At 71.3% G+C, this 26,332-nt stretch carries 23 protein-coding genes and 3 pseudogenes; 10 read left to right on the top strand and 16 right to left on the bottom strand.

The window, feature by feature from the left end; translation table 11 throughout:
• Positions 1-1,524: multicopper oxidase family protein (locus ACIA5C_RS07315; RefSeq protein WP_396052251.1), on the top strand; the 1,524-nt coding region annotated here is incomplete at its 5' end.
• Positions 1,525-1,544: 20 nt separating this feature from the next.
• Entirely contained in the window at positions 1,545-2,333 is a 789-nt protein-coding gene (locus ACIA5C_RS07310) for an SDR family oxidoreductase (RefSeq protein ID WP_396052249.1), read from the top strand.
• 72 nt (positions 2,334-2,405) lie between these two features.
• Here the strand turns inward: ACIA5C_RS07310 and ACIA5C_RS07305 are convergent, their stop codons facing one another.
• The 7 genes and pseudogenes from ACIA5C_RS07305 to pcaH form a co-directional block, all read right to left on the bottom strand.
• Complete coding sequence (locus ACIA5C_RS07305) at positions 2,406-3,041, bottom strand: 3-oxoacid CoA-transferase subunit B (RefSeq protein ID WP_396052247.1); 636 nt, start codon at positions 3,039-3,041, stop codon at positions 2,406-2,408.
• Positions 3,038-3,700 carry a 3-oxoacid CoA-transferase subunit A gene (locus tag ACIA5C_RS07300; RefSeq protein WP_396052245.1) on the bottom strand — a complete coding sequence of 221 codons (663 nt, stop codon included), beginning with the start codon at positions 3,698-3,700 and terminating at the stop codon, positions 3,038-3,040. The genes ACIA5C_RS07305 and ACIA5C_RS07300 overlap by 4 nt, the downstream gene beginning before the upstream one ends.
• On the bottom strand, positions 3,697-4,071 hold the full coding sequence (pcaC, locus tag ACIA5C_RS07295) for a 4-carboxymuconolactone decarboxylase (protein ID WP_396053088.1): 375 nt from the start codon (positions 4,069-4,071) through the stop codon (positions 3,697-3,699). The genes ACIA5C_RS07300 and pcaC overlap by 4 nt, the downstream gene beginning before the upstream one ends.
• A gap of 42 nt (positions 4,072-4,113) precedes the next feature.
• A pseudogene (locus ACIA5C_RS07290) lies at positions 4,114-4,689 on the bottom strand (alpha/beta fold hydrolase); the annotation flags it as partial.
• Positions 4,690-4,796: 107 nt separating this feature from the next.
• Entirely contained in the window at positions 4,797-5,951 is a 1,155-nt protein-coding gene (locus tag ACIA5C_RS07285) for a lyase family protein (protein ID WP_396052243.1), read from the bottom strand.
• Positions 5,948-6,508 carry a protocatechuate 3,4-dioxygenase subunit alpha gene (gene pcaG, locus ACIA5C_RS07280; RefSeq protein WP_396052241.1) on the bottom strand — a complete coding sequence of 187 codons (561 nt, stop codon included), beginning with the start codon at positions 6,506-6,508 and terminating at the stop codon, positions 5,948-5,950. The genes ACIA5C_RS07285 and pcaG overlap by 4 nt, the downstream gene beginning before the upstream one ends.
• A complete protein-coding gene (pcaH, locus tag ACIA5C_RS07275) occupies positions 6,505-7,236 on the bottom strand; it encodes a protocatechuate 3,4-dioxygenase subunit beta (protein WP_396052240.1) in 732 nt (243 codons plus the stop codon). The genes pcaG and pcaH overlap by 4 nt, the downstream gene beginning before the upstream one ends.
• 67 nt (positions 7,237-7,303) lie before the next feature.
• Between pcaH and ACIA5C_RS07270 the strand changes: the two genes are divergently transcribed.
• The 3 genes from ACIA5C_RS07270 (at position 7,304) to ACIA5C_RS07260 (ending at position 10,260) form a co-directional block, all read left to right on the top strand.
• Complete coding sequence (locus tag ACIA5C_RS07270; protein ID WP_396052239.1) at positions 7,304-8,080, top strand: IclR family transcriptional regulator; 777 nt, start codon at positions 7,304-7,306, stop codon at positions 8,078-8,080.
• A 39-nt stretch (positions 8,081-8,119) separates the two neighbouring features.
• Positions 8,120-9,277 (top strand): 4-hydroxybenzoate 3-monooxygenase, encoded by a 1,158-nt coding sequence (locus tag ACIA5C_RS07265; protein WP_396052237.1) that lies wholly within the window; start codon positions 8,120-8,122, stop codon positions 9,275-9,277.
• A gap of 218 nt (positions 9,278-9,495) precedes the next feature.
• A complete protein-coding gene (locus ACIA5C_RS07260; protein ID WP_396052236.1) occupies positions 9,496-10,260 on the top strand; it encodes an SDR family NAD(P)-dependent oxidoreductase in 765 nt (254 codons plus the stop codon).
• A 194-nt stretch (positions 10,261-10,454) separates the two neighbouring features.
• Here ACIA5C_RS07260 and ACIA5C_RS07255 read toward each other — a convergent pair whose 3' ends face one another.
• From ACIA5C_RS07255 to ACIA5C_RS07230, 6 genes are all read right to left on the bottom strand, one after another.
• Positions 10,455-10,910, bottom strand: coding sequence for a GNAT family N-acetyltransferase (locus tag ACIA5C_RS07255; RefSeq protein ID WP_396052234.1), 456 nt, complete (start codon positions 10,908-10,910; stop codon positions 10,455-10,457).
• Between the two features lie 304 nt (positions 10,911-11,214).
• Complete coding sequence (locus ACIA5C_RS07250; RefSeq protein ID WP_396052232.1) at positions 11,215-13,116, bottom strand: FtsX-like permease family protein; 1,902 nt, start codon at positions 13,114-13,116, stop codon at positions 11,215-11,217.
• On the bottom strand, positions 13,113-13,865 hold the full coding sequence (locus tag ACIA5C_RS07245; RefSeq protein ID WP_396052230.1) for an ABC transporter ATP-binding protein: 753 nt from the start codon (positions 13,863-13,865) through the stop codon (positions 13,113-13,115). The genes ACIA5C_RS07250 and ACIA5C_RS07245 overlap by 4 nt, the downstream gene beginning before the upstream one ends.
• Positions 13,866-13,938: 73 nt before the next feature.
• A complete protein-coding gene (locus ACIA5C_RS07240; protein WP_396052228.1) occupies positions 13,939-14,499 on the bottom strand; it encodes a hypothetical protein in 561 nt (186 codons plus the stop codon).
• An 80-nt stretch (positions 14,500-14,579) separates the two neighbouring features.
• Complete coding sequence (locus ACIA5C_RS07235) at positions 14,580-15,935, bottom strand: PHB depolymerase family esterase (protein ID WP_396052226.1); 1,356 nt, start codon at positions 15,933-15,935, stop codon at positions 14,580-14,582.
• 50 nt (positions 15,936-15,985) lie between these two features.
• Entirely contained in the window at positions 15,986-17,437 is a 1,452-nt protein-coding gene (locus tag ACIA5C_RS07230) for an endo-1,4-beta-xylanase (RefSeq protein WP_396052225.1), read from the bottom strand.
• A gap of 320 nt (positions 17,438-17,757) precedes the next feature.
• Here ACIA5C_RS07230 and ACIA5C_RS07225 point away from each other — a divergent pair, with 320 nt between their 5' ends.
• Together ACIA5C_RS07225 and ACIA5C_RS07220 are read left to right on the top strand one after the other, a co-directional pair.
• The gene (locus ACIA5C_RS07225; RefSeq protein WP_396052223.1) at positions 17,758-20,106 is read left to right on the top strand and encodes an ATP-binding cassette domain-containing protein; all 2,349 of its coding nucleotides are present in this window, start codon (positions 17,758-17,760) and stop codon (positions 20,104-20,106) included.
• A 159-nt stretch (positions 20,107-20,265) separates the two neighbouring features.
• Positions 20,266-20,836: pseudogene (locus tag ACIA5C_RS07220) on the top strand (transposase family protein); the annotation flags it as partial.
• Positions 20,837-21,034: 198 nt separating this feature from the next.
• On the opposite strand, the gene ACIA5C_RS07215 reads toward ACIA5C_RS07220, so the two are convergent.
• Positions 21,035-21,808: a class I SAM-dependent methyltransferase gene (locus ACIA5C_RS07215; protein WP_396052221.1), complete on the bottom strand. Its 774-nt coding sequence runs from the start codon at positions 21,806-21,808 to the stop codon at positions 21,035-21,037.
• Positions 21,809-21,978: 170 nt separating this feature from the next.
• Between ACIA5C_RS07215 and ACIA5C_RS07210 the strand changes: the two genes are divergently transcribed.
• Positions 21,979-22,845 carry an ankyrin repeat domain-containing protein gene (locus tag ACIA5C_RS07210; RefSeq protein ID WP_396052219.1) on the top strand — a complete coding sequence of 289 codons (867 nt, stop codon included), beginning with the start codon at positions 21,979-21,981 and terminating at the stop codon, positions 22,843-22,845.
• A 135-nt stretch (positions 22,846-22,980) separates the two neighbouring features.
• Here ACIA5C_RS07210 and ACIA5C_RS07205 read toward each other — a convergent pair.
• Together ACIA5C_RS07205 and ACIA5C_RS07200 are read right to left on the bottom strand one after the other, a co-directional pair.
• Positions 22,981-23,517 (bottom strand): annotated as a pseudogene (locus tag ACIA5C_RS07205) (YibE/F family protein); the annotation flags it as partial.
• 294 nt (positions 23,518-23,811) lie between these two features.
• Positions 23,812-24,339, bottom strand: coding sequence for a hypothetical protein (locus tag ACIA5C_RS07200; RefSeq protein ID WP_396052217.1), 528 nt, complete (start codon positions 24,337-24,339; stop codon positions 23,812-23,814).
• A 133-nt stretch (positions 24,340-24,472) separates the two neighbouring features.
• Here ACIA5C_RS07200 and ACIA5C_RS07195 point away from each other — a divergent pair, with 133 nt between their 5' ends.
• Together ACIA5C_RS07195 and ACIA5C_RS07190 are read left to right on the top strand one after the other, a co-directional pair.
• On the top strand, positions 24,473-25,501 hold the full coding sequence (locus ACIA5C_RS07195; protein WP_396052216.1) for a hypothetical protein: 1,029 nt from the start codon (positions 24,473-24,475) through the stop codon (positions 25,499-25,501).
• Entirely contained in the window at positions 25,495-26,331 is an 837-nt protein-coding gene (locus ACIA5C_RS07190) for a glycosyltransferase (protein WP_396052215.1), read from the top strand. Before ACIA5C_RS07195 ends, ACIA5C_RS07190 begins: the two co-directional genes overlap by 7 nt.
• Position 26,332 lies beyond the last annotated feature (1 nt).

Genomic DNA, 26,332 nt, shown 5'->3' with positions numbered 1-26,332 from the left:
GGCGGTGACCGAATGAACCGGCGCGCTCTGCTGCACATGCTCGGAGGGGCCGGCGCGGCGGCCGCGATCGGGGTGCCGCTTCTCGACGGCGTACGCGGGAGCGGCTCGACCGGAGCCCTGCTTCCCAGCCGGCTTCGGCTCCCCAAGCCGTTCCAGACGCCGCTGCGCACACCGGCCGTACTCACGCCGGTCCGCCGGGACGCCGACGGTGACCACTACGAGATCACGCAACGTGCCGGGACGGCCGAGATCCTGCCCGGCGTCGCCACCCGCATCTGGGGCTACGACGGCATGTTCCCCGGCCCGACGATCGTGTCCGAGAGCGGGCGGCCCACGATCGTCCGCCATCGGAACGCGCTGCCCGTCCCGGTCGTGGTGCACCTGCACGGCGGCCACACCCCGGCCGGCTCGGACGGCTTCCCGACCGACTTCCTGCTGCCCGCCGGGCCGGTGCCGGCCCACGATCACGGCGGCGCGGTCACCCAGGGCACCCGCGACTACATCTATCCGATGAGGCAGCCCGCGGCCACCCTCTGGTACCACGACCACCGCATGGACTTCACCGGCCCCGCGGTCTGGCGCGGCCTGGCCGGCTTCCACCTCGTGCGGGACGCCGACGAGCGTTCGCTCGGCCTCCCGCACGGCGACCGCGAGATCCCGCTGATGATCGCCGACCGGTCCTTCGACGCCGACGGCTCGCTGCTCTACCCCGGCCTCGATCCGACCCTCCTGCACACACCCGGAGTGACCGACGCCTATCGAGGAGGCGTTCTCGGTGACGTCATCACGGTGAACGGTGCGGCTTGGCCGGTGGCCGAGCTTCCCCGCGTACGGCATCGGCTGCGCCTGCTCAACGGCTCCAACGCCCGGCGTTATCGGCTGTCCTTGTCGCCGCCCTCCGCGGGTTTCGTGGTCATCGGCACCGACGGCGGCCTGCTTGCCGCACCGGTCCGGCGCGACACCCTCGACCTCGCTCCGGCGCAGCGCTGTGATGTGGTCGTCGACTTCGCGGCCTATGCCGACGGCCAGCAGGTCACGTTGCGCAACGAGTTCGGCAGCGGCGGCACGTCGCAGGTCATGCGGTTCCTCGTGTCGGGCACGGCCGGCGACCCCAGCCGGATCCCCGACCGGCTCGCACCGGAACCCGCCTTCGCCGCCCCGGCCGTCACCCGGACACTGCACTTCGGGCTCGGCGCCCACCACACCTGGACGATCAACGGGCACTACTTCGATCCGTCCCGGGCGGACACGACACCACGCCTGGGCACGACCGAGCACTGGCAGCTGACGTCCGACTTCGATCACCCCGTACACCTGCATCTGGGCCACTTCGAGGTCGTGTCGCGCGGCCTGTCCGGCCCCGGGCCGGACGACCTCGGACTGCGCGACACGATCGACCTGCGGGCGTCCGAGCAGGCGACCATCCGGGTCGCGTTCGCCGACTACCCGGGCCGCTACGTCTTCCACTGCCACAACCTGGAACACGAGGACATGGCCATGATGGGCACGATGCTCGTGACCTGAGCGACCGGTAGGGTGCAGCGATGAATCGCACCGCGCTGGTCACCGGCGCATCGTCCGGCATCGGCAAGGCGACCGCGTCGGCCCTGGCCGCGCGGGGCTACCAGGTGATCGGCACGAGCCGCCGGCCTGCCTCCCCGGCGGGCGACGTCGAGTTCGTACCGCTCGACCTGACGTCGCCCTCGTCGATCGAGGCGCTCGCCCCGGTGCTGGCCGACGTCGACGTGCTGGTCAACAACGCGGGCGAGAGCCAGTCGGGCCCGTTCGAGGAACTGCCGGGCGACGCCCTCCGGCGCCTCTTCGACATCAACGTCCTCGGCCCGGTGCGCCTGTCCCAGCTGGCCCTGCCCGGCATGCGCCGGCGGGGCTACGGCCGCGTGGTGATGGTCGGCTCGATGCTGGCCTCGTTCCCGCTCGCCTACCGGTCGTCCTATGTGGCCTCGAAGGCGGCGCTGCGCGGCTTCACGAGCGGCGCCCGCCACGAATACTCCCCGTTCGGCGTGTGGCTGACCACGGTCGAACCGGGCTCCGTCAACACCGGCATCAGCGAACGCCGCACCCGCTACACGGCGCCCGACTCGGTGTTCCGGGCCGACTTCGACCGCATGCTGGCCGCCCTCGACCGCAACGAGGGCGCCGGCACCCCGGCGTCGCGGGTGGCCGCCACCATCGTGAAGGCAATCGAGGCGCCGCGGCCCCGCCAGCGGTACGCGGTGGGCAGCCGGGCGCCGCTCGCCTTCACGTTGAGGCGCCTCCTGCCCGCTTCGACCATGGAGAAGCTGACCCACCGCCAGCACGGCCTCCGCCGCTGAGAGGCGGCCGCGACGGCTTATCGCGGACGGTCTGAAGCCGAGCACCGGCCATCTCGGCGAGGTGAGGGGCGATCAGGCGGATCGGACTACCGGCAGCTGCAGCCGGGCGGCCAGGTCGTGGAAGGTGATGCCGTAGGTCTCGCGGACCCGGACCCCGTCCGGCTCGATGAGGAACGTGGCCACGTCGGTGTAGACGCGGCTGACGCAGGCTTTGCCGGTCAGCGGGTAGGTGCACTCGGGGACCAGCTTGGCTGAGCCGTCCTTCGCGAACAGGCTCATCATCACGAAGACCTGTTTCGCGCCGATCGCCAGGTCCATCGCGCCGCCCACGGCCGGGATCGCGTCCGGGGCGCCGGTGTGCCAGTTGGCCAGGTCGCCGGTGGCCGACACCTGGAAGGCGCCCATCACGCAGACGTCGAGGTGGCCGCCCCGCATCATCGCGAACGAGTCGGCGTGGTGGAAGTAGGCGGCTCCCGGCAGTTCGGTGACCGGCTGTTTGCCGGCGTTGGTCAGGTCGGTGTCGACGGCGTCGCCGGTGGCCAGCGGGCCCATGTTGAGCATGCCGTTCTCGGTGTGCAGCACGATGCCCTGGGACGGCGAAAGGTAGTCGGCCACCGTCGTCGGCTGGCCGATGCCCAGGTTGACGTACGAGCCGTCCGGGATGTCCCGGGCCACCACCGCTGCCATTTCGGCTCGCGAGAGGCTCATGCCGGCACCTCCACCAGGCGGTCGACGTAGATGGACGGGGTCACGACGGCCTCCGGGTCGAGCGCACCGACCTCCACAATGGAGGCCACCTGGGCGATCGTGATGCGGGCCGCGGTGGCCATCACCGGGCCGAAGTTGCGGGCCGTCTTGCGGTAGACCAGGTTGCCCATCCGGTCGGCCCGGTGCGCCTTGATCAGGGCGACGTCGCCGTGGATCGGGTATTCCAGCAGGTATTCGCGGCCGTCGATGGTGCGGGTCTCCTTGCCGTCGGCGAGCGGCGTGCCGGCCGCGGTCGGGCTGTAGAAGGCGCCGATCCCGGCCCCGGCGGCGCGCATCCGCTCGGCGAGGTTGCCCTGGGGCACGACTTCGAGTTCGATTCTGCCGGCCCGGTACAGCCCGTCGAACACCCAGGAGTCGCTCTGCCGCGGGAACGAGCAGATCACCTTGCGTACGCGGCCGGCCGCAAGCAATGCGGCCAGCCCGGTGTCCCCATTGCCCGCGTTGTTGCTGACGATCGTCAGGTCGCCGGCGCCGTGCTCGATGAGGGCGTCGATCAGCTCGACCGGCATGCCCGCCATCCCGAACCCGCCGACCAGCACGGTCGCGCCGTCCTCGACCGCGGCCACCGCCCCGGCGGGCGTGTGCACCGACGCCCTCATTCGGCCAGGACCTTCTGGGCGATGCGGAACGCCGTGTTCGCGGCCGGGACACCGCAGTAGACCGCTGCCTGCAAGAGCACTTCCTTGATCTCGTCGTCGGTGAGCCCGTTGGTGCGGGCCGCCCGCACGTGCATGGCGAGTTCCTCCTGGTGGCCGAGGGCCACCAGCGCGGTCAGCGTGATCATCGAGCGGCTGCGGCGGTCCAGGCCGGGGCGGGTCCAGATGCCACCCCAGGCGTACGCGGTGATGAAGTCCTGGAATTCCCGGGTGAAGTCGGTCGTGCCGGCCTGGGACCGGTCGACGTGGGCGTCGCCGAGTACGGCCCGTCGCACGGCTGTGCCCTCGTCGCCGCCGAAGTGGCCGTCGAGCAGGGCCGCCACGCCGCTGGGGAGTTCGGCCGGGGCCAGGTGGGCGACGCCGTCGAGGACGACCAGGCGGCCGTCGAGGACCTCGTCGGCGATCAGCCGGAGACCGGCGACGGGGGTCGGCCTGTCGTGGGCGCCGGCGACGGCCAGGACGGGTTGCTCGATGCGGGACAGCTCAGCGCGTACGTCAAAAAGCGCGAGCGCCTCGCAAGCGTAGGCGTAACTCTGCGGGTCGGTCGCGCGGAGCGCGCCGAGCAGGGCTTCCGCCGCCGACGGTTCCCGCTGCCGGAAGCCGGGACCGAACCAGCGCTCGATCGAGCCGGCCACGACCGCCTCGATGCCTTCGTCGCGGACCAGGGCGGCACGCTCGTGCCAGGCCGCCGGCTCGCCGATCTTCGCGCCGGTGCACAGGACGGCGGCCTTGAGGACCCGGTCGGGGGCGTCGAGCAGGAGTTGCAGGCCGACCGCGCCGCCGATCGAATCGCCGGCGTAGTGGAAGGGCCGGCCGTCGGCGAGCGCGAGGACCGCGGACGCCAGGTCGCCGACGGTGTAACCGGAGGTGGCCGGCGCGCTGCGGCCGTGGCCGGGCAGGTCCCAGCCGACGACGTGGAAGTCGCCCCGCATCCGGGCCGCGCATCGCGCCCAGAGCGTCTCGGCCGTCGTGCCGACCGACGGTCCGAGGAGCAGCAGCGGGCGCCCGGGGGCGTCCTTCAGCACGGTGGCGTTCAGAATCATGCCCGCCATCCTGCACCCTCCCGGGCGCGGGCCAGCGCCGCGTCGATGATGTCGTCGGTGGCCCCGAGGTACGGTCCGGCGCCGTCGTCGTATTTGCGCTGCTCCGCGTCGATGCCCGGACGCGCCGCCTCCAGCGTCGCGGCCATCGCGCCGGCGTCGACCTTCAGACCGGCCAGCAGTTCGGCGGTCTGGGAGACCGCCACGACGGTGCGGCGGGCCAGCGTGCGCAGCGTCGCCCATTCGACGTGCCAGGAGCCGTCGGGGCGTTCGTCGACCGCGGCGGCCGAGGCGGCGTGCAGGGTGGCGGCCAGCGGCGGGCCGGCGATCGCGGCCCGCTTGATCAGGACGGCCAGGACCGGGTTGTGCTTGTCGGGCATGGCCGAGGAGCCGCCGCGGCCGCCGTCCGGGCTCTCGATCAGCTCGTGGATCTCGGGGCGGGCGGCCACGAGCACGTCGTTGGCGATGCGTCCGCAGACGTCGGTGCACGTGACGAGGGCGTCGCCGGCGGCCGCTACCGGGGTGCGGTTGGTGTGCCAGGGGTCGCGTACGGGCAGACCCAGGTCCTGGGCCGCGGCCGTGACCCATTCGCGGGTTCTGGCCGGCGAGCCCGAGAGTGCGGTCGGGGCGGCGAGGCTGCCGGCCGCGCCGCCCAGCTGGATCGGCAGGGCGGTGTCGGCCAGGCGGTCCCGGGCGTCGAGGAGGCCTTGGAGCCAGCCGCTCGCCTTGAGTCCGAAAGTGATCGGGATGGCGTGCTGGGTGAGGGTGCGGCCGGCCATCGGCGTGTGCCGGTGCCGGTCGGCCAGAGACGCGGTCGTGTCGACCGACCGGCCGAGGTCCCCGGCGATCCGCGTCGTCGCGTCGCGCAGGCAGAGCGCCAGAGCCGTGTCGAGCACGTCCTGGCTGGTCAGCCCCTGGTGCAGCTCGGGCGGGGCACCTCGGGCCCGCAGGCCGTTCAACAGCGGGATGACCGGATTGCCGCCGTCCTCCGAGGCTACGCTCAGCGCTTCCAGGTCGGGCTCGAACGCGACGTCGCCGGAGTGGCCCCGGGCCCGCAACCACGCCTGCTCGACACGGATCATCGCGGCGACGAAAGCCCGGTCACCGAACAGATCTCCCGCTCGATGATCACCGGGCCACAACAGATCGGTCACGCCCAAGATTGTCGCTGCCCCGGGTAGCCGAGGAACACGGTCTCGCCCTCACCCTGCAGGCGAATATCGAACCGCAGCCCCTGCGCCTCACGGAAGGTCACCAACGTGGCCTGACGCTCGGGAGCCAGCGCCGACAGCACCGGATCGGCTCCGAACAACTCCGGGTCGGGCAGGTAGGCCCGCGTGAACAGCCGGTCGAGCAGCCCGCGCGCGAACACCGTGACCGCGAAGAACGGCGGCCGCCCGGCCCCGGTCGGCCCCGGCTCGACGGTCGAGAACCAGTAGTGCCCGTCCGGATCGGTCGCGGCTCGTCCCCAGCCGGTGAAGGTCCAGCCGTCGCGGTCCAGCGAGCCGGCCTCGGTCACGACGTTGCCGGACGGGTCGGCCTGCCAGATCTCGATGATCGCGTCCGGCACCGGCTCGCCGGCACCGTCGAGAACACGCCCGTGCAGCCGGATGGCGTCCGGCGAAGCGGGCGGCACCAACTCGTTGCCGCGGTCGATCGGCAGCCCGAGATGGAAGAACGGCCCTACGGTCTGTCCCGGCGACGGGTTCACTCGGCGTCCTCTTCCAACGGGGTGCGGTGACCGCCGGTCAGCACGATGTCCCACCGGTAGCCGGCGCTGAACTCGGGCGTGGTCAGATCGTGGTCGTAGGTGGCGATCAGCGCCTCGCGGGCCTTCGGGTCGGTCACCGACTGGAAGATCGGGTCGAGGTCGAAGAGCGGGTCGCCCGGGAAGTACATCTGGGTCACCAGCCGCTGGGTGAAGTCGGTGCCGAACAGCGAGAAGTGGATGTGGGCGGGCCGCCACGCGTTGAGGTGGTTGCGCCACGGGTAGGCACCCGGCCGGATGGTCGTGAACCGGTAGGAACCGTCCGGGCCGGTCAGGCAGCGCCCGGCCCCGGTGAAGTTCGGGTCGAGCGGCGCCGGATGCTGGTCGCGCTGGTGCCGGTAGCGCCCGGCCGCGTTCGCCTGCCAGATCTCCACCAGCTGCCCGGCGACCGGCCGGCCGTCGCCGTCGAGCACCCGGCCGCCGACCGTCATGCGCTGCCCGATCGGCTCGCCCGCGTGCTGGATCGTCAGGTCGGCCTCGGTCTCGCCGACGTCGCGGTGGCCGAAGACCGGCGCCCACAGCTCGACGCCTTCCGGGTCGACCGGTTGCGGCTCGTGGAGGGGGTGGCGGAGCGCGCTGCTGCGGTAGGCCGGGTAGTCGAGGCGCGGCTGCGGCCCCTTCTCCCCGGCCCGCGCGGCGATCTCCGCGTTGATGTCGGCCTGGGTGTCCACGTGGGTGACGCTAGGCGCTGCGAGGGAACGGCGCGATACTTGGCTTCCACTGAGCGGAAGGGGTGCCATGCCCGCCAGCGTGACGTCACGCGCCCTGGACGTGCTGGGGGCCTTCGATCCCGAGCACCGCCGGCTGACGCTGACCGACCTGGCGAAGCGGGCCGGCCTGCCCCTCGCCACCGCGCACCGGTTGATCGGCGAGCTGCAGAAATGGGGTGCACTCGACCGGCTGTCCAGCGGTGAATACGTCATCGGCCGCCGGTTGTGGGACCTGGGCCTGCTGGCCCCGGTTTCCTCGGGCCTCCGGCAGGCCGCGTCGCCGTTCCTGCACGATCTCTACGGCGCGACCCTCGCCACGGTGCACCTGGCGGTGCGGGACGGGACCGAGGTGCTCTACATCGACCGGCTCTCCGGCCACGTGTCGGTGCCGGTGGTCAGCAAGATCGGCTCCCGGCTGCCCCTGCACGCCACAGGTGTCGGCAAGGTCCTGCTGGCGTACGCCCCGGCCGACGTCGTCGAGGCCGTTCTGAGCGGTCTGCCCCGGGTGACGCCGTACACCGTCCGGAATCCGGCCCGCCTCCTCGCCCAGCTCGAACGGGTCCGCATCGACGGCTACGCCACCACCGGTGACGAGATGAGCCTGGGCGCAAGCTCGGTCGCCGTACCGATCCGAGGCCCCAGCGCCTCCGGCTCCTCCTCCCCCTCCGACGGCGGCGACGAGGTCGTCGCCGCCCTCGGCATCGTCGTCCCCGATCTTCGCCGCGAGAAGCCCCGCCTGATCTCCGCCCTGCAGGTGGCCGCGCGGGGAATCAGCCGCACCCTGGCTTCCGGTGAGTGGAAATAGGGCCTTGCCGGGAACCCGGCACTACCGTTCGCTGGAAGGATGAAAACCGAGGTCGCCATCGTCGGCGCCGGTCCGGCCGGCCTACTGCTCGCCCACCTGCTGGCCCGCGGCGGCGTCTCCTCGGTCGTCCTGGAGACGCGCTCGCAGGACTACGTCGCCTCCCGCATCCGCGCCGGCATCCTCGAGCACTCGAGCGTGGAACTCCTCACCGAGGTCGGCCTCGGCGACCGCCTCCACGCCGAGGGCCACGAGCACCGCGGCGTCTACCTGCAATGGCCCGGCGAACGCCACCACCTGGACTTCGTCGATCTGACCGGCCGCAGCGTCTGGGTCTACGGCCAGACCGAGGTCCAGAAGGACCTGGTGGCCGCCGGCACCGCCGAGGTCATCTACGAGGTCACCGACACGGTCCTCCACGACGTGGCCACCGACGCCCCCTACATCACCTACACCGACAAGTCCGGCGAAAGTGGCCGGCTGGACGCCGCCGTCATCGCCGGCTGTGACGGCTCCTTCGGCCCCAGCCGCCACGCCGTACCCGCCCGGCACTACGAACGCACCTACCCCTACTCGTGGCTGGGGATCCTCGCCGACGTGGCCCCCTCCACCGACGAACTCATCTACGCCTCGCACCCCAACGGCTTCGCCCTGCACTCCATGCGCTCCCCCACCGTCAGCCGCCTCTACCTCCAGGTCCCCAACGGCACCGACCCCGGCGAATGGCCCGACCAACGCGTCTGGGACGAATTGGCGACCAGGCTCGGCCACGGCCAGGACGGCTGGAAACTGACCCCCGGCCCGATCACCGACAAAAGCGTCCTGCCGATGCGCAGCTATGTGCAGACCCCCATGCGCCACGGCCGCCTTTTCCTCGCCGGCGACGCCGCCCACATCGTTCCCCCGACCGGCGCGAAAGGCCTCAACCTGGCGATCGCCGACGTTGCCCTGCTGAGCCGCGCCCTGACCGCCTGGCTCCGCGAAAACAATTCCCGACTGGCCGACTCCTATTCCGACGACGCCCTGCGCCGGGTCTGGCGCTGCACCCATTTCTCGTGGTGGATGACGACGATGCTGCACGCCTCCGGCGACGAATTCGACGCCCAGCTCCAGCTTTCCCAACTCCGCTGGGTCACCTCGAGCGAAGCGGGCGCCACCGGCCTGGCCGAAAATTACGCCGGCCTGGATATCGGCTTCTGAAAACCTTTTCCCGTACGCGATAACCGCTTCCCGAAAGCAGCACCCCAGCCCCCGGCTTCGCCGCTGCCGCACGCGACCGGAGCGGTGGGTCAAGGCCGCAGCGCGGCCTCGACCCAGGGATTTCCGAACCCTGGGTAAACGAGTCCTGCCTCTCCCCCGGCGACCGGTCCACGATCGATACCGAACGGCCGATCGTGCCGCCAAGGAAGAGGAAACCCATGTCCACCAGAATTGCGCTCGTCACCGGCGGTAACCGCGGCCTCGGGCGGGCCGCGGTCGAGGCACTCGCCGGAGCCGGCATCGACGTCGTCTTCACCTACCGGTCGCACGAGGACGAGGCGCGGCAGGTCGTCGAGGCCGTCACCGCCCGCGGCCGCAACGCCGAGGCGATCCGGCTCGACACCGGCGTCCCCGCCGGCTTCCCCGAGTTCACCGAGACGCTACGGGGCGTCCTCAGGACGTGGGGCCGCGACAGCTTCGACATCCTGGTCAACAACGCCGGCTTCGCCGGCAACACCGTCCTCGGCGCAACCGACGAGCAGACCATCGACCAGCTGTTCGCGGTCCACTTCAAGGGCGTCTACCTGTTGACTCAGGCCCTGACCGCAGATCCGGCGCTGCTGGCCGACAACGGCCGCATCATCAACGTCTCCACCGGCCTCGCCCGCTTCGTGACCGTCCCCTACGCCGTCTACGCGTCGATGAAGGGCGCCGTCGAGGTACTCACCCGCTACTGGGCGGCCGAACTCGGCCCCCGAGGCATCACGGTCAACACGATCGCCCCCGGCCCGGTAGCAACCGACTTCGCCGACGCCTACCTGCGCAACAGCGAACAGGCGCAGACCGCGATGACCGGCCTGACCGCCCTCGGCCGCATAGCCCAGGCCGACGACATCGGCCCGGCGATCGCCGCCCTGGCCTCCGAAGCCACCTCCTGGATCACCGCCCAGCGCATCGAGGCAAGCGGCGGCTTCCGCCTCTGAAACCAGCCGCCCCGCTGCCCCCCGGACCGCCGGCTGCCGCTCCGGCGGCAGCCGCCGTCGCCGCTCCCGACCAGGGTGGCCACCAACGACGGGCGGGGCCGGCCGGGTACGGCCCTCGGCACACCACGACCGGGCACGTCGACGGAAGCGCCACCGCCAGGTGAACCGCAGCGCCGCCAACGGCCGTTTCGCCGTTACAGGTCCTTGGCCATGTTGCGGCCGGTCTCGGTGAAGCCCAGCTGCTCGTAAAGGGCCCGGGCGCCGGTGTTGTGGGCGAAGACGTGCAGACCGATCCTGGTCAGCGCGTTGTCGTGGCACCAGCGCTCGGCGGCCAGCATGATCGCGCGGCCGTAGCCCTGGCGGCGTACGTCGGGTTCGACGGCGACGTTGTAGACGAACGCGGTGTCGTGGGTGACTTTGATCCAGAGGAAGCCGACCCGGCGGTCACCGTCGTAGGCGTACCAGAAGTGGTGGTCCGGGGTGGCGAAATCGTCGGGCAGCAGCCGCGCGTAGGTGTCGGCGGCGTTGCGGGCCGCGTCCTCAGCCGGCTGGCCCGACGCGGCGACGCTCTGTGCGTAATGCGCCTCGGACTCGGCCCGCCACGGCTTGTACTGATCCTCGGTCATCGACTCCAGCCGCACGTCCGTCATGACCGACAACCTACCGAGCCGTTCGGGACCTGCGGACCCGGGCGACCCCGGGCGTCAGGCGCGTGGCGCCGACCATGCAACGCCTGCGGTCGTCGCCCGGCGGCCCTTCATGCAGCGTTGAGGCAGCCCCGACACCGCAGAGGAAAGGCCGGCCGTGATCCTGCTTTCGCCGGCTGACTCGAGGAGCGCAGCCGCGGACCGGCTGGCACGACTGGCCGCAGCCGGCGAGGACGCGAGCGCGGCGACCGGACGGGCCGGCACCGCGCTCGGGTCGCTGAAGTGCTTGAACCAGGACAAAGGCGGGCTACTCGCGGGCGCCCAGCAGGGTGACCGGCGGCCGGCGGGTGGCGGACCACGAGGTGATCAGGCTGGTCATGGCGGTGACCAGCAGCGCCACGGCGCAGACGGCGGCGATCAGCGGCCACGGCAGCGACCACGCGGCCCGCCCGGTGACCGCCGCGGTCGAGGCAGCGGCGGCGATCAGGGCTCCGGCGGCGGCCACGCCGCCCAGGATCAGGCCGGCCACGGTGACGGCCGCGGATTCGGCCAGGGCCGAGCGGACCACCTGGGTGCGGGTGAGCCCGGTGACCCGGGCCTCGGCGAACTCCCGGCGGCGGGCGGCCGCACCGATGACGATCGAGTTGATGACGCCGATCAGGGCGTAGAGGCCGCCCAGTCCCATCACGACCACCATGATCTTGTTGCTGGTGGAGTTGCGGTCGGTGGCGTCGGCCTTCAGCCACGGGTCGAGGTCGGAGACGTGGCCGATGCGGGACAGGGCCGCGCGTACGGCGTTCCGGTCCGCGCCGGGCGCCAGCGAGACGAACGACTGGGTCGGTGCGTCGGCCAGCAGGTTCGGCGGGACGACGCCGGGCGGCAGCAGGAGGTTGGCGCCGCCGCTCATCGTGGCGGGCACGCCGGCCACGACCGGTAGCTCGCCGAGGTCGGTGTCGGGCAGCTTCAGACGGATGTTTCCGCTCGACGGGACCTCGCCGCCGGAGCCTGCGGCCACGGCCCGGCCGTGCAACTCGGTCAGGGCGCTTGCGGTGCCGTGCGCTTTTTCGTACGCGGGTGGGTCGATCACCAGAGCGATGCCCGTGTCGGACTCTTCGTCTTCGCCGTGGCCGGTGACGATCGTGGCCGGTACTGCGGTTTCGGTCGAAGCGGCCGCCACGCCGGGCACATCGGCGATGCGGGCGCCGAGTGGGCCTTGGCCCTGGACAACGAGGTCGGCGTGGGTCTGGCGGCGCATCTGGTCGACGCCGGAGGCGGTGAAGGCGGCTTGAGCGCCGGCCGTGCCCGCCACCAGCGCGATCAGGACGATCACCGGCGCGGCGATCGAGGCGCTGCGCCGGCGGGCATCGCGCAGGTTGGCCCGGGCGAGCAGCCCGGCCACGCCGGCGCCGGTCGGGAGCAGGCGGGCCACGAGCGGGACGATCAGCGGGCTCAGGGCGGCCGCGGCCACCGCCGCCGGCAACGGCACGTTCATCGCCATCGCCGCTCCGCCGCCGACGCCGCCGTGCGGGGCGACGATGACGAGCGCGAGCGCGCCGCCGAAGAAGATCAGAGCGGCGATCCACCGGGTCACGGTCATCACGCGGGCCGCCTCGCCGGTGTCCCGGAGCGCTTCCAACGGGCGTACCCGGGAAGCCCGCCGCGCGGCAACCGCCGCGCCGGAGACCGCCAGGCCGATGCCGGCTCCGAAGGAGACGGCGAGGATCCACTCCCGCCACTGGCCGTGGAAGCCGGCCGGCACGAAGCCGAGGGTGCGCAGGAGCCCCTCCTGGGCGGCCATCACCGCGAGCCCGGCCGGGACCCCGGCCGCGGCGCCGAGGCCGCCGAGCAGCAGCGCCTCGCCGAGCAGCATGCGCCGGACCTGACCGCGGCTGCCGCCGACCAGCCGCAGCAGGGCAAGGTCGCGGCGGCGCTGGGCCACCGTGAAGGCGAACGTCGAGCTGATCACGAAGCCGGCCAGGAACGTGGCGAGGCCGAGCACGATGCCGAGCATCGAGACGACGGCCGCGATGTTGTCGGAGAATTCCATCCGGGCGGCGGCGCCCATGCCGGCCGGCGGGTCCATCGTGGCCGCCGAGATCAGCAGAAGCAGCGAGGACTGCACGAGCGCCACCCCGAGGGTGACCGAGACGAACGCGCCGGCGAAGAGCGGCCAGCGCTCGGCCAGGCCGGCCCGGCTCATGCCCATCATCGCGCGGCCTCCCATCCGGCGAGCCGGTCGGCGACCTCGCGCGGGCCGGCGCCGGCCAGGCGGTCGACGACCCGGCCGTCGCGCAGGAAGACCACCGCGTCGGCGCGGGCCGCGGCCAGCGGATCGTGGGTGACCATGACGATGCTCTGACCGGCGTCGGCCATCCGGCGCAGCAGGTCGAGCACGACCCGGGCGGCCGAGGAGTCGAGCGCGCCGGTCGGCTCGTCGGCGAACAGCACCTCGGGCCGGGTGACCATGGCCCGCGCGATCGCGACCCGCTGCTGCTGGCCGCCGGAGAGCTCGCGAGGCTTGTGCCTGGCCCGGTCGGCGAGGCCGACCGCGGCGAGGGTCTCGCGCACTTCGGAGGTACGCGGGCGACGGCCGGCCAGCCGCAACGGCAGCGCCACGTTCTGCGCGGCGGTCAGCGACCCGATCAGGTTGAAGCTCTGGAACACGAAACCGATGCGGGTGCGGCGCAGCGCGGTCAGGTCGTGGTCGCGCGCCGCGGTGAGGTCGGTGTCTCCGATGAGGACCTGCCCGGCGTCGACCCGCTCGAGGCCGGCCGCGCAGTGCAGCAGGGTGGACTTGCCGGACCCGGACGGCCCCATGACCACCGTCCAGCCGGCTCGGGGAAACTCCAGTGTCACATCGTCGACGGCCCGGACCGCAGCGCCGCCCCGGCCGAAGACCCGGGTCACGCCGCGCAGGGTCACAGCCGCCTCGGCCCTGGTCATCGTCGTTGTCGTCATGGCAAAGACGCTAGGGCGGCGGCCGGCCGGGGTCATTGCGGCGAGCCACCCTCTTCGGGTAGGGCTAGCGGTACTACGGTGCTGACTCCTCGAGCAGCCTGTCGCGGGCCCCGATCATGGCTGCCCGCTGAGCCCGGGCCGTCCGCCTCTGCACCTCGAGCAGGTCTGCCCGGAGCCGGTCGACGCGGTTGCGCGTCCCTCGCAGCTTCGGCAGTTCGCGGGCCAGGCGCCCGAGCACCGCGACGCCCTCCGCCGTACGCGGGAGCCGGTCGAAAGCCGTGTCGTGCCATCGCAGGCTCGGCGCTGGAGTCCCGGCGAGGGCGGCCGCCTCGCTCACCGGTTCGACGGCGAACTTCAGGGCTGCGACCGCCTTGGCCGCCTGCCGGAGATGGCCCGGGTAGCGAAGTCGCGCACTCACCGCCTCCTGCCGGGCCTTTTCGTCGCGTCCGTTCTGCGTCGCGTCCCGGACCGTCTCGACCAGGGCGTCGATCGGGTGGCGCACCGCCTGGCACTCCCGGGCCGCGTCCCGCTCGGCTTGCTCGGCCGCGCGTTCGGCTCCCGGCACGGCAGCCCGGGCGGCGTGGATCCGGGTGAGGTAGGGAGCCAGCTGAACCCGATCACTCTCGGTCAACATACTCACACCCTACGATGTCGCGCGGGAGCAGGAGAACCGCCGCGGGCCCGAGAGCCCGCGGCGGCATCCATACCGGACGGTCAGGAGCAGGCGCTGCCGTTCAGCGTGAAGCCGGTCGGTGCGCCGTTGTTGCCATTGTGATTGGCCTGGTAGCCGATCGTGGTCGAGGCGCCCGGGGCGAGCGCCCCGTTGTACGACGCGTTACGTGCCGTCACCTGCCCGGAGGTCGGCGAGTAGGTGGCGTTCCAGCCCGACGTGATCGTCTGGCCGGACGGCAGCGTGAAGACCAGGCTCCACCCGTTGACCGCCGACGACCCCGTGTTGGTGATCGTCATGTTGTTGGTCAGCCCGGTGTTCCAGGCGCTGACGCTCGAGGTCACCTTGCAGGCCCCGCCCCCGGCCGGAGGTGAGGTCGGCGGAGTGGTGGGCGGCGTGGTGGGTGGCGTGGTGGGCGGCGTGGTGGGCGGCGTGGTCGGCGGGGTCGTGCCGCCACCCGGAGAACCGTCCAGGCCGAAGAACGTGATCGCCATCTTCGCCTGCCCCGACAGCGGCAGGGAGTGCCCCACGCCGGCGACGCTGATGCCTTCGACCGGCGCCTGCGCCGAGTTGTTGCCGTACCGCGTGCGCGTCCAGCCGGACTGCGGCGTGTCCGTCTGGACCGGGGTCTGGCTGACGCCGAGAACGTTGGTCCACTGCTTGATCTCTTCGCCGAAGTTGTTGTAGTTCAGCGTCGTGTCGGCCGTGCCGTGCCACAGCTGCATGCGCGGCCGCGGCCCCGAGTAGCCCGGGTAGGACGCCCGCACCGCGTCGCCCCACTGGGCCGCGGTCTTGCTGACCTGGCCGTTGGCGCAGGCACTGTTCCAGCCGGCCTGCTGCGAGGGGTCGGCCGGGTTGCCGGCGGTCGCCTGGAAGCAGGTGTCGGGCACGCCCATGAACGCGGCGCCGGCCGCGAAGACGTCCGGGTAGTCGGCCAGCATGACGTTGGTCATCATGCCGCCGGAGGAGGCACCGGTGACGAACGTCCGCGAGGTGTCGGTGTGGTATTTGGACTGCACGTATTTGACCATCGACACGATGCCGACCGGGTCGCTGTTGCCGTTGTGGCTGAACGCGCCGGACGACGAGACGTCCCAGCAGGAACCGGACCGGACCGTCGAGGGGTAGATGACGATGAAGCCGTACTGGTCGGCCAGCGAGTGGAACTCGGTGCCGGAATAGAAGGCCGGGCCGGAACCCGTGCAGTAGTGGATGGCGACGAGCACGGCCGGGTTGCTGGGGAGCCGGTCGGGCACGTACAGGTACATCCGGATGCCGGTCGGGTTGGTGCCGAACCCGGTGACCTCGTTCAGTGACGCCGCGGCGGCCGGGTTGGTCGGGAAGAGGAAGAACACACCGAGGACGGCGGCGGCCAGGGCCGCCCAGAAACTCTTTCTCATGGGAGGGGTCCTTCTTTTTTCGTACGGGAGGACGGGCCGGACAGAAGCATTCAGCGAGCCGTGCAGGACGGTGTCGCGGAGGGACCGGTTCCGGTGCCCTGGAAGCCGAACTGCGTGTTCCGGCCCGCGGCGAGGGAACCGTTGTAGGACACGTTGGAGTAGCTGATCGACCCGCTCGTGCCGCTGCCGGTCGCACTCCACGAGCTGGTGACCGCCGCACCGGAGGGCAGCGTCACGCCGACCGTCCAGCCGTTGACGGCGCTGGATCCCGCCGTCACGGTGACCGTGGCGACGAATCCACCGTTCCACTGGTTGACCGAGACCGAGGCCGAGCAGCCGCCCTGGGGAGGTGCCGTGGTGGGGGGCGCCGTGGTGGGGGGCGCCGTGGTGGGAGGCCCCGTGGTGGGAGGCCCCGTGGTGGGAGGCGACGTGGACGGACCGGTGGTGGGCCCGGTGGTGGGCGGCGACGACGAACCGCCCGCGTTCAGCGCGTTCAGCGTCGACGTGTAGGCCGCTTTGGGGTTGCCATTGTTGTCGAACAGCAGGGGCGTGTCACCCGACCGCCACGAGTCGCTGTCCCGGATGCCCCACACCGTGATCCCGGTGCACCGGGCGACCGCGAGACACGCCTGTACGACCCGGGCGTAGGTGTCGGCCTGCGCCGTGCCCGACCCGGCGATGTCGAGTTCGGTGATCTGCACGTCGACGCCGAGGTCGGCGAAGCGCTGCAGGTTGGCCTGGTAGTCCGACGTCACCGGCGAGGCCGAGTTGATGTGGGACTGGAATCCGACGCAGTCGATCGGCACCCCGCGGGCCTTGAAGTCCTTGACCATGTTGTAGACCCCGGTCGACTTCGCGTTGACCCCGTCGGTGTTGTAGTCGTTGTAGCAGAGCTTGGCGCCCGGGTCGGCGGCGTGCGCGGTCTGGAACGCCACCTCGATCCAGTCGTTGCCGGTGGCCTGCAGGTTGGACTGCCGCCGCGACCCGTCCCCGTTGTCGGAGAAGGCTTCGTTCACCACGTCCCAGGCGTAGATCTTGCCCTTGTAGTGGGTGGCCACCCCGGTGATGTGGTTGATCATCGCGTTGCGCAGCGCGGTGCCGGACAGCGAGGCCACCCATCCGGGCTGCTGCTGGTGCCAGGCCAGGGCGTGCCCGCGCGTCCGCTGCCCGTGCGCCTGCGCGTGGGCGACGATCTGGTCGGCCGAGGTGAAGCTGAACTGGCCCTGGGACGGCTCGGTGGCGTCCCACTTCATCTCGTTCTCCGGCGTGATCATGTTGAACTCGCGGTCGAGGACGCCGGAGTAGACCGTGTCACTGAGCTTGTAGGCCGCGACGGCGGTGCCGAAGTAGCGGCCGGTGGCGGCCGCCGAGGCACCGAGGGTGGACGCCGCGTTCGCGGTGGTGGAAACCGAGAGCACGGTGCCGAGCGCGACGGCGGCGGCGGTCGCGGACACGGCGACGCCGGCGAAGCGCCGTTTGGAGCGTACGAGGGGATCAGACATGCCGATGCCTTCCCAGCAGTCGAGGACGTGACTGTTCTTAACCGTGAAAGGTGGTGCTGATCCGGATCGACCGAAACATTACAAGCGTGTTGCGGTAATCACAACAGTCAATGTCCTCGTGTTCGACTGGTGACAAAGCTGCAGCTGCCCGGCGTACAACCCGCAAGCAGGACCGATGCAAGGCGCGCGAAAAAGTCGATCTCCGCAACTTTCGGCCGAAGGCCGGAAGGCGGCGAGCCGATCGCGGCAGTGAAACGGTTCAGTGGAGATCAGCAGGAATGGAGAAGCCAGGAGCCACGGGACCCCGCTAGGTTGTGGTGATGACCCACGCCGCCGACCGGCACGACCTGATCCGCGTGCACGGCGCGCGTGAGAACAACCTCAAGGACGTCGACGTCGAGCTGCCCAAACGCCGCCTGACCGTCTTCACCGGCGTCTCCGGCTCGGGCAAGAGCTCCCTGGTCTTCAGCACCATCGCCGCCGAGTCCCAGCGCATGATCAACGAGACCTACAGCGCGTTCATCCAGGGCTTCATGCCGACCCAGGCCCGGCCCGACGTCGACGTGCTCGACGGCCTCACCACCGCGATCATCGTCGACCAGGAACGCATGGGCGGCGACGTGCGCTCCACCGTCGGCACCGCCACCGACGCCAACGCGATGCTGCGCATCCTGTTCAGCCGCCTCGGCAAGCCGCACATCGGCTCACCTCAGGCGTTCTCGTTCAACGTCGCCTCGATCAGCGGCGCCGGCGCGGTCAACATCGAAAAGGCCGGCCGCCAGGTCAGGGAGAAACGCAGCTTCAGCATCCTCGGCGGCATGTGCCCCCGCTGCGAGGGCCGCGGGTCGGTCTCCGATTTCGACCTCACCCAGCTGTACGACGACACCAAGTCGCTCAGCGAGGGCGCCCTGACCATCCCCGGCTACAGCATGGACGGCTGGCAGGGCCGCATCTTCCTCGGCTCCGGCTTCTTCGACGTCGACAAGCCGATCAAAAAGTTCACCAGGCGCGAACTCAACGACCTGCTCTACAAGGAACCCACGAAGATCAAGGTCGAGGGCATCAACCTCACCTACGAGGGCGTCATCCCCCGGATCCAGAAGTCGATGCTCGCCAAGGACGTCGACTCCCTGCAGCCGCACATCCGCGCCTTCGTCGAGCGGGTCATCACCTTCCACACCTGCCCGTCCTGCCAGGGCACCCGGCTCAGCGAAGAAGCCCGCTCCTCGAAGATCAACGGAACGAACATCGCCGACTGCTGCGCCATGCAGATCAGCGACCTGGCGACCTGGATCCGCTCGGTACAGGACCCGTCGGTCGGCCCGCTGCTCACCTCGCTCCAGCACCTCCTCGACTCGTTCGTCGAGATCGGCCTCGGCTACCTCAGCCTCGACCGCCCCGCAGGCACCCTCTCCGGCGGCGAGGCCCAGCGCACTAAGATGATCCGCCACCTCGGCTCGTCGCTGACCGACGTCACCTACGTCTTCGACGAACCCACCATCGGCCTGCACCCCCACGACATCCAGCGCATGAACGACCTGCTGCTCCAACTGCGCGACAAGGGCAACACCGTCCTCGTCGTCGAACACAAGCCGGAAGCCATCGCCATCGCCGACCACGTCGTCGACCTGGGGCCGGGCGCGGGCGCGGCCGGCGGCCGGGTGGTCTTCGAGGGCACGGTCGACGGCCTCCGGGCGAGCGGCACCCTCACCGGCCGCCATCTCGACGACCGGGCGAAACTCAAGGAGGCGGTCCGGACCAGGTCCGGAGTCCTTCCGGTACGCGGCGCCGCCACCCACAACCTCAAGGACGTAGACGTCGACCTCCCCTTGGGCGTGCTGGTGGTGGTCACCGGCGTGGCCGGCTCCGGCAAGAGCTCACTGATCCACGGCTCGGTCTCCGGCCGCGACGGCGTGGTCACCGTCGACCAGTCGGCGATCCGAGGCTCCCGGCGCAGCAACCCCGCCACGTACACCGGCCTGCTGGAACCGGTCCGCAAAGCCTTCGCCAAGGCGAACGGCGTCAAGCCGGCCCTGTTCAGCGCCAACTCCGAGGGCGCCTGCCCGGCCTGCAACGGCGCCGGCGTCATCTACACCGACCTCGGCATAATGGCCGGCGTGGCGACGACGTGCGAGGAGTGCGAGGGCCGCCGCTTCGACGCGTCCGTACTGAACTACAAGCTGGCCGGCCGCGACATCAGCGAGGTCCTGGCCCTGTCGGTCGACGAGGCCCTGCCCTACTTCGCGACGATCTCCCTCCCCCCGGCGATCCGCATCACCGAGCGCCTGGCCGACGTCGGCCTCGGCTACCTCACCCTGGGCCAGCCCTTGACCACCCTGTCCGGCGGCGAGCGCCAGCGCGTGAAGCTGGCCACCCAGATGGCCGACAGGGGCAACATCTACGTCCTGGACGAGCCGACAACCGGCCTGCACCTGGCCGACGTCGAAAAGCTGCTGGGCCTCTTGGACCGCCTGGTCGACTCGGGCAAGTCGGTAATAGTCATCGAACACCACCAGGCCGTAATGGCCCACGCCGACTGGATCGTCGACCTGGGCCCAGGAGCAGGCCACGACGGCGGCCGAATAGTCTTCGAAGGACCGCCGGCGGCCCTGGTCTCCGCCCCATCCACGTTGACCGGTTCCCATCTGGCGTCCTACGTCGGGGCCTGAAACTCACTGAGGCTTCCGAGTAACCACCTGAGCGCGCTGAGCTACGATCTGGCTGTCGTGTGTGGACACGCGAGCGTGTCGTCGTGCAACGAAAGAGCGCAGAACCCCGGTAGGAAGTGTTCCTCTCACAGTTCACTTCACCAGGGATCCTGCGCCGCTATGAGTGTCACATATTCCGCCACGCTGCCCGTATCCGAGGACACCGTGTTGTTCGTATCGGGTCTGCTGCATGCGCAACGGCGACGTCTCGGCACGCGCGCCGGGACCCGCTCGCTGGGCTGTTACCGGCAAGCGATGCTGGTCCTGCGCTGGCTGCTCGACGGCACCCGGATCGCCCAGTTGGCCGGCGACAACGCGTTGAGCCGTTCGACCGGATACGCCTACCTGCACGAAGGCCTGAGCGTGCTCGCCGACCAGGCTCCCGGTCATCACCGCGCCGGACGGCTGGCCGCTCCGGACTTCACCGGTGCGTCCCGGCCGGGAACATGACACGACTGCCCTGCGTCACCATGACGAGATCCTGCCCCTGTTCACCACCTGGATCGACGATCACCTGCGCGTACCCGGCGACCTCGGCTATGAAGGCGAACAGACCACGATCACCGTCGCGTTCAAGAAACCGAAGAACCGGTCCTGCACCCCCGTCGAGCAACAGTTCAACCGGGTACACAACGCGGTCCGCGCCCTCGGTGAGCGAGGCAACTCGCTGCTCAAGACCACCTTCAAGGCGCGTTGGCGGGCCCACACGATCCGCCGCAACCGTTGGCCGCCAAGGCCAACCACGGCCCCAGGCTCGGATGATCTCCTCGCGTCGGCCAAGATCGCCTCATCATGGCTGGCGCAAGGCGCTCACCCGAGCCCAACCACCCACCCCAGACCGCGCAGAGATCTCCGAGCCGAGGCCGGGGTGTGGGGCGGAGCCCCGCGGTCAGACGCAGACACCGCCCGGCTTGGAAACCAGGTCATAGGCATAGCTGATTCGGGACTTCAGCTCGCCCCGCAAGCGATCCGCCAGCTCGGCCTCGAAGTCGGCGGCGAGAGAACCGAACAACCCCCTGGGCAGGAACGACGTCGAATAAACGATCCCGGCCACCGACGGCACGGTCCACCGGTGCGGAACGACAACCGAAACACGGCCCCGAAACGAGAATCCGGCCGATTCCAGGACGGCGGCGTCGGGCCGCGCGGCCCGATCGGACGCCCATCCGGACGGCAGCCGGTCCCCCAGCCGGGAACGCCACGAGGAGAGGACCGCCCGCAGCTCAGCCTGCCACGGCGCGGACCCCTCCCACGGCGACTCCGACCAGCACAGCGCCAGCGACCCGCCCGGCTTCAGCCAGGAGTAGGCCAGCACCGCCACCCGATCGCGCTCCAGCCGGTGGAAGGCGTTACCGATGACGATCAGGTCGAAGCCGGACTCGGGCGCCGACAGCGAAGAGGCCGACGCCACGACCGCCCGCACGGAGGCGACACCTCGGGACGCGACAATCGAAACCATCGACGGCTCCTGGTCGACGGCCCACGTAGACGAGAACGAGGGGCACAACGCGAACGCCAGCTGCCCGGTCCCGCAGGCCAGATCCATCAGCTGCGAGCGTCCCTGCACCCGCCCGAGGAGCGACGACAGCAGCGCGGGCGGATACGGCAGTCGATACCGGTCATAGTCGGCGGCGGTTCCCCGGTAAAGGTGGGCGTCGAACAAAGGTGGCCTCCCTTCGGGGGAGCTCTACCCGGTCCGGGCGGACGTACCGGAAATGAACCGTAACCGGGACGCCGAGTCCGCCGACCGCGGGCCGCAAAAAGCCCACCGATGCCGGTCTGCTTCAACGACACCGGCCACCTGGAGCTGTGACGGCTGGGAGACTCGGGGGCGTGGACGACTTGGACCCGGACCTGGCGCCGCCGCTGCACGAGGCCGCGCGGCAGGGTCTTCCGCTCCCGGTCGTCGAGCGGCGCCTGGTCGGGGACGTCGACGCGCGGTGGCGGGGCCGCACCGCGCTGTGGGAGGCGGTCATGCACCGCCACTATGAGGTCGCCAAGCTGCTGGCCGAGGCGGGGGCCGACCCGTGGGCGCCGCTGATCGGCGGCTGGTCGCCGGGCCGGCTGGCGCTGGCCGGACCGCACCCGACGCTGTTCGGGGCGCCCGACTCGCATCTGACGACGGCCGAGATGACGGCGATCGCGCGGGCGCGGCGCCGGATCGCGGCGGTCGGTGACCCGGAGGTCGAGGGCATGAGCATCGCCTGCCTGGCGCACGTCGATTCGGCGGAGGCGGCCGGGCGGCTGCGGGCGCTGCCGGTCGACATCCCGAATTTCGTCCAGTGGGCCGAGGACCCGTGGTCGGAGGGCATGACCGACGACGAGGTGCTGCACACGGTCGGTGTGACCGATGTGCCGGGCGGGTGCGTGGTGACGCAGTGGGCGGGGTTCACCGCGGCGGCGCCGGGCTTGCTGGCCCGGCTCACGCCGGGCAGTTCGGCGTACGCGATGAGCGTCGACCCGAGGGGCGGCTGCCAGGGCATCGCGTTCCATCACGGGCACCTGGTCGCCGCCGACCTGAGTCCGGGCAGCGGCGACGCCGGCCAGGACGACACCGGTTCGGAGGTGCTGCGGGCCTACCTCTACTACGGGCACCCGGTCGCGTACTGCTGCGACGCCGCGGGCCTGTCGCCGGAGGATCAGCGGCCGTTCATCGGGCCGCCGACGAAGCTGCTCCGGCTGCCCCCGATGATGCACTGACGTCGGCGACCAGCACTCCCAGCGCGGTGGTGATCGGGACGGAGGCGACCAGGCCGACCGTGCCGACGGCGCTGTGATTGCCTGGGTCAGGAACTGGCCGGTCAGCAGCGAGCCGAGCGGCTGGTTGCCGGCCGCGATGAGCAGCAGCAGGGGCAGCGAGCCTCCCGCGTAGGCGAGCACGATCGTGTTGACCGCCGACGCGACGTGGGCGCGGCCGACCCGGCCGGCGGCGCGGTAGAGGTTGCGCCGGGACGCCACGCCGGCCGCGGCCAGTTCGGCGACGGTTTCGGCCTGGGTGACGGTCACGTCGTCGAGCACGCCCAGCGCGCCGATGACGATGCCGGCCAGCAGCAGTCCCCGCGTGTCGACCGGGCCCAGGGTGGCCGACAGGAGCGAGTCGTCCTCTCCGGCCACGCCGGTCAGGTGCAGGGCCGAGGTGAACGCGGCGCCGAGCACGCCGGTCAGGATGAGGCTGGCCAGGGTGCCGGCGATCGCGACCGCGGTTTGCACGGTGACGCCGTGGGTCAGGAACAGGGCCGCGAACATGATCGCCGAGGCGCCGACGACGGCGATCAGCAGTGGTGGGGAGCCGTCGAGCAGGGCCGGGATCACGAAGTACAGCAGGATCAGGAAGCTGACCGCCAGGCCGACGAGCGAGCTGAGGCCGCGCAGGCGGCCGAGGGCGAGGACGGCCGCGCCGGTCAGGGCGAGCAGCCAGATCAGCGGTGTGGTGCGCTGCCGGTCGGTGACGACGTAGTCGCGGCCGCCGGGGACGGCGTCCGGCGAGTACAGCAGTACGACGCCGGCACCGGGGCGGAGAGCCGGTGCGCCGGCTCCGACCGGCCGGCGCGGCCGGGGCGAGCAGGGCGGCGAGTAGCCGTCGCGGGCGTTGGGAGGCCGGGAGGTCCAGCCGGTGACGGCTCACCCGGGGCAGGTTAGGCAGCCGGACGGAACATCAACAAATGGTCATATCAGCAGCTCACGACGGGTCGGGGCGAAGACGCCGCGGGCGACCGGGATGCTTCCGGCGAGGATCAGGGCCGCGGCGAACGGGAGCAGGTCGAGCTGGATGCTGGTGGCGACGAACCCGACCAGGAACGCGGCCGGGCTCCACCAGGGCAGCCGGCGCGCGAAGGACTGCAGCCCGAGCAGCGTGACCATGCCGATCACGAACAGGGCCGGACCGGCGTTCTCGACCAGGGCCGGCAGCGGGTGGTCGAACCCCGGGAACAGGTCGCCGACGATGACCCAGAGGAAGCAGGCGGCGCCGAAGATCGTCGCGGCCACGGCCGGTACGGCGATGGCGAGCCGGTCGCGGGCCAGCCGGGCCAGCCCGACGGCCTGCACGGCGAACAGGACCATGGCGAGGAAGAACATGGTGTGACCGATGGTCCAGGCGGGGCCGTTGTGGCGGGAGCCGTCCAGGCCGTCGATCCAGCGGGCGATGCCGTAGCCGAGCATGAGGGCGGGCGCGGCGATGGTGATCGATCTCATGGCCCCGGAGCCTAGGAACGGTCCGGCGAAAGGACATCGAGGAAAGCCCGGAGGTCTTCCCGGACCGGAACCCTGACAGACTCCTCAGGGTCGTCCCACAGCGCGCCGACAGGTTTGGCCCGATGGTGCGGGCATGGACATCTGGGACACCGTTCCGGCGGCGCGCACCGCGCTGTTCGTGGTGCACAACGGCACCACGCTCGACCGGCTGCTCGACGTCGCCGAGGTCTTCGCCGGTGACCTGCGGGTGCGCGTCGTGGCCACGTCGGACCTGTCCGACCCGTTCGCCGAGGGGCTGCCGGAGCAGGTCGCGAGCGCCGGCCTGGCCACGGTGCCCTGGAGCGAGGCGACTGCCCGGCGCTACGACCTGATCGTCTCGGCCAGCCATCACGGCCCGCTGGACGAACTGCGGGGGCCGTTGCTCACGCTGGCCCATGGGGCCGGCTTCGGGAAGTACGCGCCGGGAAGCCGTTCCGTCTTCGGACTGGACGCGGAGTGGCTGCTGGACGCTTCGGGCCGGCCGCGGGCCGCGGCGCTGGGTCTGCCGTGCCCCTATGACGTGCCGGCCGTGAAGGACACGGCGGTGCTGGTCGGCGACCCCTGCTTCGACGACTTGAGCAGCCTCAGGACCGGGAAGAGCAGCAGGGTCGTGATCACCAGCACCTGGGGCCGCCGGTCACTGCTGGGCGCCCGTCCGGAGATCGTCCGGACCGTCGTCGAGGCCGGCTACGACACCCGCCTCATCCTGCACCCCAACATCTGGGCCCGGTACGGCCCGCACCAGCTGCGCCTCTGGCTGAGGAAGAGCCTGGACCGCGGCCTGACCCTGGTCCCGCCGCTGCGGGCCTGGCGTCAGGAACTGGCCGATGCCGGCTACGTGATCGGCGACCACGGCTCGGTCACCGTCTACGGCGCCGCGCTGGGCAAACCCACCCTGCTGGCCGCCTTCCCCGACGACGAGGTCGTGCCCGGCTCCCCCGCGCACCGGCTCGGCGAGCTGGCCGGCCGCTACGACCCGGGCGTCGCCATCGACGTCCAGCTCGAGAGGGCCGCCGGCCATCCCGAGCTCACTCCGCTGATCACCGCCGTGCCGGGCGAGGCCCGGGCCCGACTCCGCGCCACCTGCTACCGCCTGATGAACCTGGAGGAACCGAAATGCTGAGCCTGTGCATGATCGTCAAGAACGAGCAGGCGGTCCTCGACCGCTGCCTGACCGGCGCGCGCGAGGCGGTCGACGAAATGATCGTCGTGGACACCGGCTCGAGCGACGACACCGTCGAGATCGCCCGGGACCACGGCGCGACCGTCCTCCACCACGACTTCGGCGACCTCGACTTCGCCGCCGCACGCAACCGGTCGCTGGAGGCCGCGAACGGCGACTTCGTGCTGGTGCTGGACGCCGACGAGACCCTGCACCCGGACAGCGCGGGCCTGGTCCGGCTGCTCGCGGCCGGGAACCAGGCGGCCGGCTACGTCGTCAACCGGCACAACCGGCGCGCCGGCGAGCGCACCACCGTCGACCACGCCGTTCGCCTGTTCGCCCGGCGGCCCGGTTTCCGCTACCGCCACCGGGTCCACGAGACGATCGACACCGCGATCATCGAGGCCGGCGGCCGGCTGCGCCGCAGCCACGTCGTCATCGAGCACCACCTGCCGGCGATCGAGTGCGAGGCCGAGAAGAACCGTCTCTACCTGCGGCTTCTCGAGCGCGACCTGGCCGACGACCCGGACGACGTCGACCGTCTCACGTTCCTGGCGGCCGAGCATCACAAGCTCGGCGACTTCCGGTCGGCCACCGAGGTGGCCGAGCGGATCGCCGGCCTGCTGCCGGACGATTTCGGCGCGCATCTCACGCTTGCGCTCTACCATTTCGCGTACGGCGGGGACCGCGCCCGGGCCCGCCACGCCGTCGGCACCGCGCTCCGCCTTCGCCCGCACGATCCGGAGGCGCTCGGTCTGCGGACCGCCCTCGAGGAGCAGCAGGCGGCATAGG

The organism is Actinoplanes sp. NPDC051343, from assembly GCF_044455125.1.
Taxonomy (GTDB): Bacteria; Actinomycetota; Actinomycetes; order Mycobacteriales; family Micromonosporaceae; genus Actinoplanes.
Note: the sequence above shows the minus strand (reverse complement) of the source record. Positions and strands in the feature narration are given on the sequence as shown.

Bases quoted from the DNA above. Each gene is read 5' to 3' on its own strand.
- ACIA5C_RS07250 (WP_396052232.1), bottom strand. From the start codon at position 13,116: ATGATGGGCATGAGCCGGGCCGGCCTGGCCGAGCGCTGGCCGCTCTTC.
- ACIA5C_RS07225 (WP_396052223.1), top strand. From the start codon at position 17,758: ATGACCCACGCCGCCGACCGGCACGACCTGATCCGCGTGCACGGCGCG.
- ACIA5C_RS07190 (WP_396052215.1), top strand. From the start codon at position 25,495: ATGCTGAGCCTGTGCATGATCGTCAAGAACGAGCAGGCGGTCCTCGAC.
- ACIA5C_RS07245 (WP_396052230.1), bottom strand. From the start codon at position 13,865: ATGACGACAACGACGATGACCAGGGCCGAGGCGGCTGTGACCCTGCGC.
- ACIA5C_RS07260 (WP_396052236.1), top strand. From the start codon at position 9,496: ATGTCCACCAGAATTGCGCTCGTCACCGGCGGTAACCGCGGCCTCGGG.
- ACIA5C_RS07265 (WP_396052237.1), top strand. From the start codon at position 8,120: ATGAAAACCGAGGTCGCCATCGTCGGCGCCGGTCCGGCCGGCCTACTG.
- ACIA5C_RS07195 (WP_396052216.1), top strand. From the start codon at position 24,473: ATGGACATCTGGGACACCGTTCCGGCGGCGCGCACCGCGCTGTTCGTG.
- ACIA5C_RS07270 (WP_396052239.1), top strand. From the start codon at position 7,304: ATGCCCGCCAGCGTGACGTCACGCGCCCTGGACGTGCTGGGGGCCTTC.
- ACIA5C_RS07305 (WP_396052247.1), bottom strand. From the start codon at position 3,041: ATGAGCCTCTCGCGAGCCGAAATGGCAGCGGTGGTGGCCCGGGACATC.
- ACIA5C_RS07255 (WP_396052234.1), bottom strand. From the start codon at position 10,910: ATGACGGACGTGCGGCTGGAGTCGATGACCGAGGATCAGTACAAGCCG.
- ACIA5C_RS07235 (WP_396052226.1), bottom strand. From the start codon at position 15,935: ATGAGAAAGAGTTTCTGGGCGGCCCTGGCCGCCGCCGTCCTCGGTGTG.
- ACIA5C_RS07300 (WP_396052245.1), bottom strand. From the start codon at position 3,700: ATGAGGGCGTCGGTGCACACGCCCGCCGGGGCGGTGGCCGCGGTCGAG.
- ACIA5C_RS07310 (WP_396052249.1), top strand. From the start codon at position 1,545: ATGAATCGCACCGCGCTGGTCACCGGCGCATCGTCCGGCATCGGCAAG.
- ACIA5C_RS07200 (WP_396052217.1), bottom strand. From the start codon at position 24,339: ATGAGATCGATCACCATCGCCGCGCCCGCCCTCATGCTCGGCTACGGC.
- ACIA5C_RS07230 (WP_396052225.1), bottom strand. From the start codon at position 17,437: ATGTCTGATCCCCTCGTACGCTCCAAACGGCGCTTCGCCGGCGTCGCC.
- ACIA5C_RS07240 (WP_396052228.1), bottom strand. From the start codon at position 14,499: ATGTTGACCGAGAGTGATCGGGTTCAGCTGGCTCCCTACCTCACCCGG.